This is a genomic window from Listeria kieliensis, from assembly GCF_003369925.1.
GTDB classification, from domain to species: Bacteria; Bacillota; Bacilli; order Lactobacillales; family Listeriaceae; genus Listeria; species Listeria kieliensis_A.
On the sequence record NZ_LARY01000002.1, the window covers coordinates 832,944 to 848,674 of the forward strand.

Here is a 15,731-nt window from a genome sequence, read left to right on the forward strand (position 1 = left end):
TTCAAGTTGATACGCTTTCATATCCAATTTTCATACCTTTCAAAATTAAATTAATGAATATCCATTTCTATTGTAATATAACTTTATAACCATAGATACACTGAACGTAGATCAATTGACGGTTTTATGAACTCAACTTACCTTTATTTATCATGAAAATAAATAGAACTGTCCAGTAAATGACCATTTTCTGGACACAAAAAAAGACGCTTTTCACATTACAAAATGATTTCTATTTTATAAAAAAGACTTTCTTCTATACTCATCAAAGACTAGAATTTATAAATCCTAGTCTTTGATGAGTATTTTATGAGTTAGAGTAAGTCATTCTGATCTTCTAGATAACACTGAATTCTAAAGAAGAAGTTTGGAATTTATACCATTCCAAACTTCTTCCACCTATTATGAAGCTTGATAGATGCTTATTTCCCATTCCCAAATTGTGTATATCGTTTAGGCAAATATTCATTGGTTCCAATGCCGTACATAATTTGTCCGTTTATCATTTCAAAACCATATGCCTTCCAACTTGACCCCGTTGGCAATCGCTTTCCTGTCCATTGCCCGTTCCGGTGGTACGTGTTTACTCCGTAACCAGGAGTATAGTTAACTGTTAAAACAGAAGCATCTAAATTCGTATATTCCCGTGGAAGATAATAATTATTTCCGACTAGAAACATCTCTCTTCCTTTAATCATTTTAGAGCCAAATGTTTTCCAACTTGTTCCGTGTTTCAAGTTTAAATTGGAACCTGGAATAACTGTGCCATCTGAACGATACCCGTTAACTCCATAGCCTGGCACATATCGAACAATTGCTACAGATTCATCAATAGCTGGACGTGGAAAATCGTTAGTAGAGCCTATTAATCGGTAATAATAAGTTGGAGGACCACCTACCCAGCCAATAACTGGTGTTTCAGAGATGCCGTTACTTGTCGCATTACAATGAATGATCGTGGAACTACTCGTGAATACACCAGTATGTCCATTTCCTCCACTACTCCCTCCCTTAGTACCTGATACAAAAATATCTCCTCGTTTGACTTCTGATGCGGAAATTGCCACTAACAATTTTCCCTCCAGTGCATAAAGGCTTTCCGTATTCCCAATTGCAGTTCCTTTAGGTAAAAAACCACCTTCTATTAAAGCATGATAAACAGCTGAACTACAATCATAGCTATAAGGACCATTTCGATTCGCCATTGAGTAAGTTACTTTTCCTTCCCGTGCCTTGAACCAATTGATGACTTCTTCTGTATTTCCTGCTGCTTTTACTTCACTTGGTTGAAAGAAGAGAATACCCAAGCAGATCAATAGCACACTTCCTAAAGCCCACCATCTTTTTCTCATGTTTTTCTTCATCTTTATCCATCCCTTTCATGTTGTAATCGCTTACCACCATAGTGTACCACATCAAGAAAGTAAAAAAAGCGAACACTTTTTGAACTTTTTTTGACATTCTCATAAAAACAAACTTTTAAATATTATTTTTGTTTGTTTTATAATATATTTACTATTTTTCGTGATATTTGATTTCAATTTTTTTAGATACAAAAAAATTGAAGAATTTTCTATAAGTATAAATAAATGAATATCCTCGTTGCTTGCCAGGTTAAATTTATTTATGTTTGAGTGAATTGTAAGATGCGAAGCTCTTTAAATTCATTTTTATTTTGTCCCACTCTATTGTCCTATTCCTGATACCGAGTATACTTCATTTTAATGAGCACCAATAGAGTATACTCTATTGTCACTGAAAAGAGTTTGGGACATAAAACAAAAAAAGAACAGAATCGTCAAGCATACCATTTTTACAAATAGCTTCATTGAACGATTTCTGTTCTTTTACTTTTGGCTGGGTATCCTCATTTTTTCATTTTGTCCCAACCTCTTCAATTTTTTATTTTTGAACTTTAAACATAGGTGTGCTTGAATCTGGAGGAACATTTGGTTTTGAAACTTTTATACTCAAAGGCATTGAAAAATCTACCCCTGTTAAAATAGCTTCTCCCTCACCAAGTACAGGCAAATAGGATAATATATCCGAATTGGCAGAAGAACAAGATTGTCGGATTGCTTCTTTATCATTATAATTTATAAGTCTATGCACTATAAATGTCCCCATCTGCGATAATGTTCCTGTGGGAATATCCCTTGGCATCTGTGTTGATAAGCACAAAAACAAACCATCTTTTCTGCTCTCCTTAGAGATTTGCTCAAAGGAACTAAGAGCCGTGGATTGAAAGAAATCATCCACAACTATTTTATTTAGAAATTGATGTGCTTCATCTAATATAAACACTAATGGATTTTCTTTAAATTGTTTTTCTCGTGCTAATTTAAGAAGATATCGTCCAATTGCATTAGCTAAAATTTCACGTGCTTGGAATTCATACCCTATACTTTCAAATCCAATTCTCAAAACAAAGTTATCTTGTTGATCTTCCTTAATAAATTGATCAATAATTGCCGTTAAGTTCTGATTATCTAGTCTTTTGTCCCTAAAATTAAAAGCATCATCATATACTTTTGTATTTATTAAATTATATATTCGATTTACCATTCCATAACAGAAATTAACATCGTTTTCATTACGGCTACCAAATGTTTTCGAATTCTTTGGATAAGAGATACATTCATTAATTACTTGTTTCCCTAGATTTTTGATACTTAACTCCAAATTATCAGATTCGATATCACTAAAATATTTCGTACTAAATCGCTCATATTCAACAATATTGTTACCCTCTTTAATAACTAAAGTCTCGTCCTCATTTACAAACGCTTTCAACAAATTTCGGACTCCATTTTTTTCACTTGTGCTTTTCATTTTTTGATAAATTTTAACAGCTTTTAAAGAACGGATCGCTTCTAACAATTTCGGTTTCTGAACACCTTCAGACGGTTTCACTAAAAAGAATAAATCCTCTCTTGTTAGCTTTTGATATGGAAAATAACTATCCTTCCCTATGGTAACTGATTGAACACCTTTTTCCATAACTGAGTATTCTCCCGTAGGATCTAACAAAATAGCTTTAGACTGATTAGCCACCATATTCTCAATGAGTCGTGCTACCGTATAGCTCTTCCCTCCACCTGTCGTCCCAACAATAGCACAATGTCGATTGAAAAGAGCTTGTTGACTTACACATACTTTCGTATCTAAATTTGAGGTCAAACAGCCTAAATCAACATAGGGAACTTCTTTATTATCATTTTTTTGTCCGAAATTTTTAACATACTCTTCAATAAAACCGCTTGGACATACAAATACTTTTGCTCCTATATTTGGGAAGGCATTCAGTGTGTGTTTGGCTATTCCATCAAAATAATCAAATGACAGTAACACCTCAATTGTTGCTGTCGGATGAAAATCCGAATTTTGAAATGACTTTTCTGATAAAGCTAGCCTCTCTTTCTCAGGTAAGTTAATCTCAGAAATTTTACCAATAAATCCATCATTTTCAGCTTCGATAGTAACAAAATTACCTACTAGACCCCCATTAAATTCTTCCCCAGAAAAAATCGTTTTATTTAATAAAATGGATGATGGGAAATGAACTTTTACACATTGAGGACTTACATGGCTAACATAACCTATAAAATAATTATGATCAAATGGTTTCTTCGTAACCATTGTAAGCCTCCTCTTCATTTTGAGCATAGATTTTAGAATTGGGATACATCTGTACAAATTCCTCGAATTTTTGTCCCGTTAATATTACATTTCCAGTTTGAGAAACTTTAGTATGCAATGTTTCATATTTATCCTCTGCACATGCATCAGGGGCAACTAATATTACCATGATACTAGAATTGACATTTAAGGCTTCAAAAATCATTGCATTAATATGTTCATCCCCAAAACTATAGCCAATAATTATTAGAAGAGTATTTTTAGCTCTAGTTTCTTGTTGAAAGCGACTCATCATCTCAAAAAAAGGTTGTTGATACGAGCTCTCATACTTATTAGAGCTCGGATATATCATTAAGGATTCACCTGTATCACTCTTAATCACATCATCTTTATTTTCTTGTTTCCAATCAATTGATCCATGTGGTTTATAAATATGAACAACATTGTAAACGAAATTATCCTCTAATACATTTTGATTTGTCATTCTCGTTACCACATCTAAATCAAAATTTGTTCCTTTGAACTTTCTAGGGTAGTTAAAAGAAAAGCCATCAATGACCATATAGCCATTCTTTTCAGCAGCTTGTTCGAATAAAGTATCATAATTTAATGTGAATATTTTTGGCCGAGTATATTTCATCTTTTTTGATACTAATTTTTTCAAAAATAGCTGATGAAAATTTTCATCTGGCAATTCTAATGTACAGTTTTCTTTTACAATTTCCTTGAATTCTAGTATAAAATGGTTTACTTCATCATCATCATGTATATGTTGGTACAACTGAGCATGGGTGAGTAGGTCTTCGATATTTGTATCAGCCTCTTTTATTTCTTTAAAATTTATTTTCCCACAAATCTGTTTAATTTTTTCGTAAGTAAGCTTCTCGCGCACTTTTTCCCAGAGCCCAGTCATTAATTTTCCTTGAATATTGCCTTTACCAATTCCAAAAGAACTGCCTGCACCTGTTAAAATAATGGTATTTTCATACTGACGTTTTAAATGTTTATGTAAAAATGATTTTCTATATCGCTCTGCTATATCTACCGCATTCTCGCTCTTAGATGTTTTTTCTTTATCTACCACTACACCATTAATTTTCACCCCCTCTTTACAATATTTAATTTCATTTTCACCATCTTTATAGATTAGTTGTTCTTCCAAGTAAATCGTCTCCTTTGTAGTTAGGATTTTTTTGCCTCATCATGGCCAATTAAATATACTTAATAATTATCTAATTTTCTTCCCGTTTAAAGAACAGAAATTTCTAACATTAAGTATAGCATAAAAAACTTTTACTTGTTACACAACAAAATATTTTCTCTAGTATCTTGATTTAACACGTTATTTAATTTTCAAATCTTCATTTGTCCATAATTGTCTATATTTTAGACTTTCATTTATATCCTATGTTCTAGACTAAAAATAAGCTTTTTTAGGCTTAACAAACTGTATTCTTTTGTAATCACAAAAAAGTCTAGAATTTATAAATTCTAGACTCAGAAAAAGATAGAGAAATGAAATGTCCATCTATTATTCATTCATTGATTTTCTTTGTTTCCGTCGGTAAATCCACAACGTGGACGTAGCTAAAAGAAGGAAAACGCCTAAAGCCACTGCCCCGTCCATCGCTCGGTCCCCTGTACTTGGCAAAGTACGTTCACGAATATGCCATTGACTTTTTGGTTGAGACGCTAATTTTTGAACCTGTATGACATTTTCTGATTCAAAAAAGTGGTTTTCGAGCTGTTGTGAACCTCCAGTTCCTGCAGAAATATTTTCACTACCTGTACTGCTTCCAATACAACTTTCACGAGTAACGACTTCGATAGGCACACCGATTAATGTCTGATTCCCAGCTTTATCTGTCAATTTCACTGTGACTACTTGTGCACCTAACTCAGTAAAATCAGGTGCTGTTTCATAAGTCACCGTTAAGTTTTCTGATCCTATACCCGCATTATCATAGATATCTGTCAAGAGTTGACGCGGATCCTTTGGCGCAGCTTCTCCTTGCTTAAAGGTCTGTTTAAGTGGTTTAGCTTCCGGTGGAGTCGTATCTTGTACGAGTTGTTTGTTTGATACGGGTGTCTTATTCCCCGCGTCGTCGATAGACACCGCTACATATGCTTGATAAGGAGTGAGCGGCCGTTTAGCTGTTGGAATCGTGACCGAAAATTGGCCATTCGCATCTGCTTTCGCTCGCGCTACTTCTTGTTGTTTGGCATCTAGAATGGACACGGTTAATCCAGGTTCTGCTTGGCCTGTAAAAGCCGTATCTTGATCTTTAATTTTATTTAATACCGGAGTTTGATACGCAGTCACTTCAACAGGAACACGAATCAGGGTCTGATTCCCAGCTTTGTCCGTCAACCTCACTCCGACTTCTTGTGCACCTGGCTTAGAAAAGTCAGGTTCAGGGTCATACGTCACCGTTAAGTTTTCTGGTCCTATGCCTGCATTATCATAGATATCTGTTAAGAATTGGCGCGGATCCTTCGGTACAGCTGACCCTTGCTTAAAGGTCTGTTTAAGTGGTTTAGCTTCCGGTGGAGTCGTATCTTGTACGAGTTGTTTGTTTGATAGGTACTTTCCACCGGACGCATCCATCACCGCAGCATAGAATTTTTGGTAGAGTGTGAGTGGCAGCAAATCATTCGGAATAGCCACAATAAAGTAGCCGGTACTACTAGCTTTTGTTCTGGCGACGATTTCCAATCCGTCAACCCTTGCGATAAGAATGAACACTTCTTTTCCGGGATCCGCTCGTCCAGAAAAATAAAGAGCGTCATCTCTAATTTTGTCTAATATAGGTGGGGTCACGGTATTTTCAATGGCTGGTTGAGCTTGTTTTGTTGTACGAGGGTTTGTTTGAAATTCGGCTTCTCCTCCCCTAGGAAAAACTGCACTCATGACTAATGTTAAGATGAGTGAAACAATGCTTAAACGTGCTAAACTCTTTTTCAATAACTTCTACCTCCTAAAATAGATAAAAATAATTCGCTTTCTTTCAGACGTTCACTTCTTCTCTTTATCCACTAATTTCTTGTTTCAAATACTGTGTTAACTGTCCAAGATGAATCAGCCGACATTTCGGCTTCCAGTTTACGACAATCCCCATTTCTGAAAGCTCTTTAATCGCCTCATTCGACCGAGCAATCCCTGAATTCGACAGTTGGGCTATAAACATTTGCGTCACAAAGGAAGGGATAAAAATAAGTTCTGCATCATGATCAGCAACTTCCCCTACTTTACTAATGATCCGAAACAATGCCCAAGCTACCTTCAACAAGGGAGGCTCAAGAGAAAGAAAATTAGAAAAGGACAGATAGAGAAGTTGCATAATACTTCCTTCGAATAGATGATGATATTTTCGAGGTTCTACATACAAGTGAGACAATAAAAATTCTTTTTCTACCTCATAAATCGTGACTGGGGTTAGCGCCATCACTTGATACTGAATGAATGGGAGAATTTTTAAATCAGAGGAATCGTCCAACAAAGCTTCTATATTCAACAATTCCCCCTCTACAAGAATTTCCGTATTCACTTTTTTTCTTTTTTGGTTGAGTACTTGAACCAAAAGAGTCCCTCGTCGAATGAGTAGTACTTGATCCTTGCTTGCTTCTTTACTTTTATAACAGATTTGTCCCGTTTCGTAACAGGTTGCCTTCCAAAAAATAGAACGCCACTCTTGAAACTCTGAGGTTTTATAAAACATAGGCACAATCCTTTCAATCATAAAAGCGATGTTCAAAATATGGACGTTTTCTGAACATCAAATCGCCAAAATATTCCAAATAAAAAAAGCTGCCTCTCCCAAGGAAAGCCAGCTTTTTAATAAATAATTTAAAGGAAAAAACAGGTTGTATAGAAAATGTCCATTTAATTAACCGAAAGTCGTCACTTTCGTTTGTCTATATGTTCAAAAAAGGGTTAGGGTTAACATGCATGTTAATTATACTTTAACATAGACATCTAGACTTGAATGTTCTTAAAGAAAGCGAGGAAAGGTTTTGTATGTCTGAATTGTGAACGTTTGTCCTTGAGAAAGGAAGATAAGAGCCCTTATCAAGGCCACATCTCCCCCTTCGGATAAACTGTATAATGTACTTTTGAAGTTATTAAACATCTTTTAAGCTTTTAGTGATTGAAACATGTTACACTATACAAGTTCTCCCTCGTTCCCGACCCCGCTGAGGCAACACATGGGAGGTTTTTTTATGATTAATGATCCGAAACTATGCGCATACCAGCTACTCATGTACTTTACAAAGTCAAGAAAACTTACACTCTCTTCTGAGCAATTGCCTGGGCATTTACAGTTATTTACGCATAAAGCGATATTTGAAATTTTAACTGCGCTCCTTGAATATGGCTTTGTTTTTAAAGTATATTCGTCTAAAGGCAGTACTGTCAGTTATTATCTAACTCATCGTGGAGAGCGTTTAGTCGGAAACATTAAATAATTAATACACAGCGGGGTCACTCTTAGTTAGCCCCTTCACATGTGTCGAGTTTTATGTTGCGAAGTGAGAAAGATAGTGGCTAAACCCTCATGATAGGATAACAGTCTTTTTAGTTCTTTATCAATTAAAATATGTGAAGATTAATTCTAAAAGTAATAAAAATCTGCCTTTTTCGGTTAGCACAAAAAAAGTCTAGAATTTATAAATTCTAGACTCAAAACACTCATCCCAAGTAAAAACCAAGATTAGCGTTTTATTTTACTATCAACCTTAATCGAGCAGTTTGCTTTCTTTCATATTCACCTTAAAAACAAACGGATAGCATAATGTGAAAATAAGCAAGCAGCTTCCCGCTATCGTGAAAATCATCGCTGGACTAAAATGATCGAAAAGTCCGGAAAACAGTAAAATACCAAGTGGCATCAGAAGCTGTCCTCCTGTTCCCAAAATGTTAAAGACCCGCCCTTGAAATTGCATCGGTATCTCTTTTGTCATCCAAATGCTAATGGGCACATTCACGAGTGTGATAAAAGCCCCCGTCAAGAAACTATAAATCGCAACGAAAGCAATGTAATAACCTTGGCTGAATGCAAAGAACAATGAACATCCTAGCAGAACCAAAAGTAGTCCGATCGCATTCGTCATCTTCCAAGAATAAGCAAGTGGCGTTTTAATTTCCTTCGAAGCAGATAACACAATACTTGAAGCGATCATCCCCACAGAAAAAAGTGCCTCCACAATTCCATAAACACTATTTGAGAAGTGCAACACTTGAATTTGCAAAAACGGCAATCCAACATGGATAGCCCCAGCCATAAAATTAATGATCATCGAAAAAACCATCGTAAAAATCAACTTGCGACTCTTAGCCATAAACTGTAAGCCTTCTTTGAACAGCTCAAAAAATGATCCCGAAGCCATTTCCTCATGCGATTCTCCAGATCCACGTGTCAAATCAAAGTTAATCCACAAAACAATAACTAACGTGAGACACTCAATCCCGATTTCAATCAAAACAAAAGCCGTAAGCGGTATCAAATTATACAATAACGCACCAAAAATCGGAGCAATAATCATGATCAGCGCTGTCACGCCTTGTTGAATTGACTTCAGTTTTTGAATATGCTCCGTGATCACAATGTGCAATACCGAAGCCGTAAAAGCCGTCGTTAAAAACTGGTCTGCCACCTTTAACATAATAAGTAGCAAATATGTATAAATTAAATGCTCGAACCCTTGAAAATAAATCACAACAGCGTACACAGCCAGACTTACCATGCTAAGCAGCTGCGCATAAACAATAATCAACTTCCGGTTAAACCGGTCGACCATACTCCCTGTTACAGGAAGAAGGAGTAATGCGACAATCGGCCCAATCATCTGTGAAATCCCAAAATTGAGTGCCGAATTTGTCTCCCTTAAAATCAATAACCCAATAACAAAAGCAAGAATATTACTGCCCAAATTTCCTGTGATTGTGCTGAGTAATACCTTAACAATTTGTTTTTGCGAAGTTTTCTCTAGCTTTTCCATCTCTTGCTGCACCTTCATTCCTAAAAATTTTCGAATCCCTACTTCTTTTTAAGTATAGTTCGATTCGCCTAGCAGCAACATCCGCCTCAAGTCGCAAAAGAAGCTACTGATTTAGAACCAGTAGCTTATTCCTTGTTACTTATCTAATTTCAACTTCGCAAGCGCCTCTGCCATTGGATTATTAAATGGCTCTTCTTCCGATTGATTTTGCTTTTTCATGTAATTCGCCACATCGCGCTTGGAAACTTTTCCTTTTTTCTCCTTGCCACGACGCGCTTCAAACGCCGAAAGTTTTTCGCGATGGCCACAAGTCGAGCAAACGAATATCTGCTTATCCCCTTGGCCTCGCAACTCTAATTTGCGATGGCAATTTGGACAACGTGCATTCGTCAGCTTCGCAAGCGGTTCACGATGGCCGCATTCCCGGTCCTGGCAAACAAGCATTGTGCCGCGTTTGCCTTTCACTTTAAGCATCAACTTGCCGCAATCTGGACATTTTTGCGAAGTCACATTGTCATGCCTAAATTTCTTTTCATTTTGCTTAATTTCAAGCACTGCTTTTTTGGCGTATTCACGCATTTCGCCAGTAAAGGCTTGCTCCTTTAGTTTTCCCTTTTCAATTTGAGCCAGCTTCTGCTCCCACTTGGCTGTTAATTCTGGGGACTTCAAATCGACTGGAACTAGCTCGAGCAGTTGTTTTCCCTTCGAAGTGATGTGCAGCTCTTTCCCTTGTTTCTCGATCAAAAAGCTGTTGAATAACTTATCAATAATATCCGCGCGGGTGGCAACCGTTCCAAGTCCTCCCGTTTCGCCAAGCGTCTTCGCAAGCTCTTTATCCTTAGAATCCATATATTTCGCCGGATTTTCCATCGCCGAAAGCAGCGTCGCTTCGTTAAAGCGCGCAGGCGGTTTCGTCTTCCCAGTATTGAGATTTACAGCGCGCACAGGGATTTGGTCGCCTTTTTTCACCTTCATCACAAGGTCCGCTTCCTCATCTTTCCCGTAAACAGCTTTCCAGCCAAGCGATTTTACCACTTTCCCTTTAAGCTCGAAGTTTTGATTCCCAATTTTGGCTTCTGCCCGCGTTTCTTCATAAATATATGGCTCGGAAAGCACCGCTAAAAAGCGTTTCACAACGAGTTCATAAATTTTTCGTTCGCGATCTGATAAATCAGCCAAGGAAACACTTTCTTCTGTTGGGATAATCGCATGGTGATCGCTTACTTTTCGATTATCCACAAACGAAGCATTCGCTTTAATTCCCTTATTCAAAATTTGACGGGCGGGTTTCGCAAATTCACCGCGGCCACAAGCTTCAAGTCGCTCTTTAAGCGTAGGCACAATGTCATCCGACAAATAGCGTGAATCCGTCCGTGGATACGTTAACGCTTTGTGGCGCTCATAAAGTGTCTGCATCGCGGCAAGCGTTTCTTTCGCCGAGAAATCATAACGCTTATTGGCATCCCGTTGTAGTTCCGTGAGATCATAGAGTCCCGGTGAAAAGGTTTTCTTTTCCTTCACAGAAACCGACTCGATCAACGCATCTTTTCCACGCAATTCTCGTTCGATCGCCTCTGCTTTTTGCTTGTCGAAAGTCTGCCCTTCTTTCCAAGCAAAATTTCCTTTTTCCGTGACCGCCGTAAGCGTGTAAAATTCTTTAGGCTGGAAACTTTGAATTTCCTTCTCACGATTTAGTAGCATCGCAAGGGTTGGCGTTTGCACACGACCACAAGAAAGCTGTGCGTTATATTTTGTTGTGAGCGCCCGAGTCGCATTAATACCCACGACCCAGTCCGCAACAGAACGCGCAACCGCGGAATGATACAAATTCTCATAATCTCTACCCGGACGCAGCTTTTTGAACCCTTCCCGAATCGCCTTATCCGTCACAGAAGAAATCCAAAGCCGCTTCACGGTTTTTTTCACTTTCGCATAGTCAAGAATCCAGCGCGCAACAAGTTCCCCTTCACGCCCAGCATCCGTTGCAATCACAATATCAGCAATATCGCCACGATTTAATAATTTTTTCACCGTTTCGTATTGTTTTCGCGTATCACGGATAGGCACGAGTTTCATCCGATCCGGTAAAATCGGCAAATCATTCAAGTCCCACGATTTATATTTTTGGTCATATTGTTCAGGATCCGCAAGCGTAATCAAATGCCCAAGCGCCCAAGTGACCACATAATTTGAACCTTCCAAAAATCCATTTTTCCCGCCGCCTTTAGCACCTAGCACGCGAGCAATATCTTTTCCAACAGAAGGTTTCTCTGCAAGTACAAGTGTTTTCGTCATTTTTAAACCTCTCTTTGTTTCAATCTTGTTCAATCTTTTCATTTTGTAAAATTTGCAAGAAGAGCATACCATATTTTTCCAATTTCACAGCTCCAACGCCTTTAATTCGCAACATTTCTTCTTCATTTTGCGGCAAATAGCGACACATTTCGCGCAGCGTTTCATCCGAAAAAATCACATACGGTGGCACATGATCTCGCTCTGCCAGTTCACGCCGTTTTTCGCGCAGTAGTTCAAATAACCCTGCATCCACATCTACAGCAATCCGAGTTGCCTCAGCCGCTTCTTTCCGCATCACTTTTTCCGCGCCGCGAAGCACTTGCACGGCTTTAGCAGTTAAATGAAGAGACGGAAACTGTCCATCCGCCGCTGCTAAAAACTTTTCGGCCGTTAAATAATCAATCAATTGTAAAACGTCTTTTTGTGACTGATCTTTCATCAGGCCATGTGTGCTCAGCGTTTCAAAATGCCACTGCTTCACTTTTTGATCTTTAGAGCCTGTGAGCACCTTCGCCACCATGACTTTACCAAATCGTTCGCCCATTCGTTTGATGCAAGAAAAAACTTGCTGCGCTAGAATCGTCACATCCGTTTCGGCGCGAGTATCTAAACAGTTGCTGCACTTCCCGCAGTTTTCACATTCCTCGCCAAAATACTGCACGATATATTTTTGCAAACAAATTTCCGTGTAACCATACCCCGTCATTTCTCGCAATTTACGAAATTCATTTTCCTTACGGTCTTCCGGTAGTTCCGATTGTTCAATCAAATAATGCTGCAAATGTGCATCTTGCGGTGAAAAAAGCAAGATACAATCACTCGCGAGGCCATCCCGACCGGCCCTGCCCGCTTCCTGATAATAAGCTTCCATATTCCGCGGCAAATTATAATGAATCACAAAGCGCACATTCGACTTATCAATCCCCATTCCAAAGGCATTAGTTGCGACAATCACTTGAACATCATCATAAAGAAAAGCTTCCTGCGTCTCTTCCCGAAAGCTATCCGAGAGTCCCGCGTGATACTTTGCCGCTTTGATGCCCGATTTCACGAGCATCGCTTCGATACGCTCGACTTCCTTGCGGGTAGCCGCATAGACAATCCCGGATTCCGCTTCATTTTTCCGCAAATAGTCAATCAAAAAGCGATCCTTATCTTGGCCTTTGACCACTTGGAATGCCAGGTTCTCCCTGGAAAATCCCGTTTGCACGCGATTTTCCTTCCGAATCCGAAGCAGCTTACAGATGTCATCTGCGACAGCCGGGGTTGCCGTTGCCGTAAGGGCAACGACAAGCGGCCGATTAAGCATCTCATTCAAATGCTCACACAGCCGCAAGTAACTTGGCCGAAAATCATGCCCCCACTGTGAAATACAGTGAGCCTCATCAATCGCAAAAAGCGACACTTCCACTTCTTGCAAAAGTTCTTTAAACCCAGCTGCCTCAAGCCGTTCAGGGGCAATATATAACAGTTTGATGCCACTTCCGGAACGAATCAAATTCAGTCGTTCATTCGTTTCGCGCATCGTAAGCGAACTATTGATAAACGTCGCCCCAATCCCCGCTGCCTGAAGCGCATCTACTTGGTCCTTCATGAGCGAAATAAGCGGCGAAACAACAATCGTCAATCCGTCAAAAATAAGCGCCGGAATCTGATAACAAAGCGATTTCCCGCCACCAGTTGGCATGACAGCAAGCGAATCCTCGTGACGGAGCAAATGCGCGATTACATCTTCCTGCCCTGCTCTAAAAGTTGCATATCCAAATTGTTGTTGCAAAACCGCACGAGCTTCTTCCATCATCGCAGCCGGCCTCCTTTTCATTACATTCAGTATAAAGCTTTTAAAGGCTAAATAAAACCCTTTTGGGGAAAAACGTATTTTCGGGGAAAAGCTCTCCTTTCCAAGCCTCCCTTATCATTTTGAACCATAAAAAAGGTTTTTGGGACATGTCCCAAAAACCTTTTGACCTGAATTTTAATTTCATTTAAACAATCCATCTGAAGGCAGCTGCTGTTTGACCTCGACATTTAAAATATTGCTACAGTTCCTACTTTCCGCACAAAAAACCAGTGTGGAAAAAGGGAGGAAACCACACTGGTCAAAAAAGGGAGTTTTGGGATTTTCATTTTATAGGGGAAAATGAAAATGTTGTGTTTGTTGTTAGCTTATACATATATCATACTTTTCATTGACTAAAATTCACTGTGGAGCAAATGAAAATTCACTAAGAAAATAAAGTTTTTCTTTTCATCTGCAAAATAGTCACAACTGAATTTTTGTACACAAAAAACCAGTGCGGAAAAAAGGGAGGAAACCGCACTGGTCAAAAAGGGAGTTTGAGATTTTCATTCAAAAAAGGGAAAGAATGAAAAAGTTGTTTGTTGTTAGCTTATAAATACATATTAACCACTTTTAACTAAATTTCACTGTGGAAAAAATGAAAGTTTACTAAGAAAACCATGATGCCTTTTTAAAAATAAAGCAAGCCGCGAAATTCTTTTCGCGGCTTGCTTGAAAGTTAAATTAAATTTTGCTCTACCATTTTTTGTTCATACCACTTATAGTTTTCATCGTCAAAGCAAACAAAATGGATTTCTTTAAGCGTTGAATCGTACGCCGTTTCTTCGATCCACTGTTTCACTGTGTACGTTGCAACTTCCGCGGCAAGCTCTTTTGGGAAACCATAAACACCCGTTGAGATGTTCGGAAACGCAATACTTGTCAGTCCTTTGGATGCTGCAAGGTCAAGGGATTTAAAATAGCAAGAAGCGAGCGAACTTGTTTCTTGCTTATCTCCGCCATGCCAAACTGGTCCCACCGTGTGAATCACATAACTCGCTGGAAGCTCGTAGCCTTCTGTCAGAACTGCTTCTCCCGTCGGACAGCTCCCAATCCGCTTAATCACTTCTTTGCAAGCTGCTAGAAGTTTTGGTCCTGCCGCTTTGTGAATTGCTCCATCCACGCCGCCTCCACCTAAAAGCGTGTGATTTGCGGCATTTACGATCGCATCCACGTTTTCCTTTGTAATGTCGCCCTTTATCAATTTCACTTCCACGAAAAAGCACCTCCTTTTTCTATTGTAAGCGATAGAAAAAGAAAGTGCCAGCGTCTCACAAACGATCTACATCCAAAATAATCCAAGGCTTCGGACGCACTTGTAAAATCCCTTCGGACGTTAATTTTTTAATGATTAATGCAACAAATTCACGTGTTGCCGTCGAGAAATTCGCGATAATCGGTTGTGTAATTGCAGCAGGCAGAACGATTTCCCCGTTTTCACCTTTCGTTCCGAGCTGCTCACCGATTTGTTTGATGCACATTCTAACGCGCTCCTCTTTCGAAGTTGTACTTTTCCGCAAATGACTGAACGTATCCCGTGAAAGGCCTAATAACTCATGAATAATGAATTGTTCCTTCACATCATATTCCGTCAAAATACGGTCAAAAAAGTATCGATCAATCGCCCAACAAGCACCATCTGAAAGAGCTTTCGCTTCACTTGTTGAAGGATAAATCTGTGCAAGCATATTTTTAGAAAACAATTTGTTTTCTTTCAAGAAGTTTAAAATGATTTCGTCCTCTCCACTTTCGCCAAATCGAACGGTAAACATTAATACCCCAGTAATTAAGAAAAAAATCTTCCCGCTACTATCCGTTAAATCAAATATTTTTTGGTTTTTTTTAAAATAAAATGTTTTTGCATATTTATTAAATTCTGGATCTTGTTTACAAAGCGTTAGAATTGTATCTGCTGAATACATTTTTTTTCGTTCTTTTGTCATGTACATCTTCACAA

Annotated in this window: 11 protein-coding genes; 1 reads left to right on the plus strand and 10 read right to left on the minus strand. The window is 38.5% G+C overall.

The genetic code is table 11. From position 1 onward, the window contains the following. Positions 1–422: 422 nt before the first annotated feature. The 5 genes from UR08_RS09900 to UR08_RS09920 all read right to left on the minus strand — a co-directional run bounded on the left by UR08_RS09900 (position 423) and on the right by UR08_RS09920 (position 7,358). Positions 423–1,364: a peptidoglycan amidohydrolase family protein gene (locus tag UR08_RS09900; protein ID WP_115753477.1), complete on the minus strand. Its 942-nt coding sequence runs from the start codon at positions 1,362–1,364 to the stop codon at positions 423–425. 538 nt (positions 1,365–1,902) lie between these two features. Beyond that, the gene (locus tag UR08_RS09905; RefSeq protein WP_115753478.1) at positions 1,903–3,639 is read right to left on the minus strand and encodes an ATP-binding protein; all 1,737 of its coding nucleotides are present in this window, start codon (positions 3,637–3,639) and stop codon (positions 1,903–1,905) included. Then, positions 3,617–4,801 carry an SIR2 family protein gene (locus UR08_RS09910; protein ID WP_240616067.1) on the minus strand — a complete coding sequence of 395 codons (1,185 nt, stop codon included), beginning with the start codon at positions 4,799–4,801 and terminating at the stop codon, positions 3,617–3,619. The genes UR08_RS09905 and UR08_RS09910 overlap by 23 nt, the downstream gene beginning before the upstream one ends. Before the next feature lie 369 nt (positions 4,802–5,170). Further along, positions 5,171–6,604: an Ig-like domain-containing protein gene (locus tag UR08_RS09915; protein ID WP_115753480.1), complete on the minus strand. Its 1,434-nt coding sequence runs from the start codon at positions 6,602–6,604 to the stop codon at positions 5,171–5,173. Between the two features lie 64 nt (positions 6,605–6,668). Beyond that, positions 6,669–7,358, minus strand: a complete 690-nt coding sequence (locus UR08_RS09920) for a cyclic nucleotide-binding domain-containing protein (RefSeq protein ID WP_115753481.1) — start codon at positions 7,356–7,358, stop codon at positions 6,669–6,671. A 502-nt stretch (positions 7,359–7,860) separates the two neighbouring features. Here UR08_RS09920 and UR08_RS09925 point away from each other — a divergent pair. Further along, a complete protein-coding gene (locus tag UR08_RS09925; RefSeq protein ID WP_115753482.1) occupies positions 7,861–8,106 on the plus strand; it encodes a hypothetical protein in 246 nt (81 codons plus the stop codon). 270 nt (positions 8,107–8,376) lie between these two features. Here UR08_RS09925 and UR08_RS09930 read toward each other — a convergent pair whose 3' ends face one another. The 5 genes from UR08_RS09930 to UR08_RS09950 form a co-directional block, all read right to left on the minus strand. After that, positions 8,377–9,639 (minus strand): MFS transporter, encoded by a 1,263-nt coding sequence (locus tag UR08_RS09930; protein WP_165849982.1) that lies wholly within the window; start codon positions 9,637–9,639, stop codon positions 8,377–8,379. A 135-nt stretch (positions 9,640–9,774) separates the two neighbouring features. Further along, entirely contained in the window at positions 9,775–11,934 is a 2,160-nt protein-coding gene (locus UR08_RS09935) for a DNA topoisomerase III (protein WP_115753484.1), read from the minus strand. 19 nt (positions 11,935–11,953) lie between these two features. Next, positions 11,954–13,735, minus strand: a complete 1,782-nt coding sequence (gene recQ, locus UR08_RS09940; RefSeq protein ID WP_115753485.1) for a DNA helicase RecQ — start codon at positions 13,733–13,735, stop codon at positions 11,954–11,956. A 718-nt stretch (positions 13,736–14,453) separates the two neighbouring features. Next, positions 14,454–14,990: an O-acetyl-ADP-ribose deacetylase gene (locus UR08_RS09945; RefSeq protein ID WP_115753486.1), complete on the minus strand. Its 537-nt coding sequence runs from the start codon at positions 14,988–14,990 to the stop codon at positions 14,454–14,456. A 55-nt stretch (positions 14,991–15,045) separates the two neighbouring features. Next, positions 15,046–15,723, minus strand: coding sequence for a Crp/Fnr family transcriptional regulator (locus tag UR08_RS09950; protein WP_115753487.1), 678 nt, complete (start codon positions 15,721–15,723; stop codon positions 15,046–15,048). Positions 15,724–15,731 lie beyond the last annotated feature (8 nt).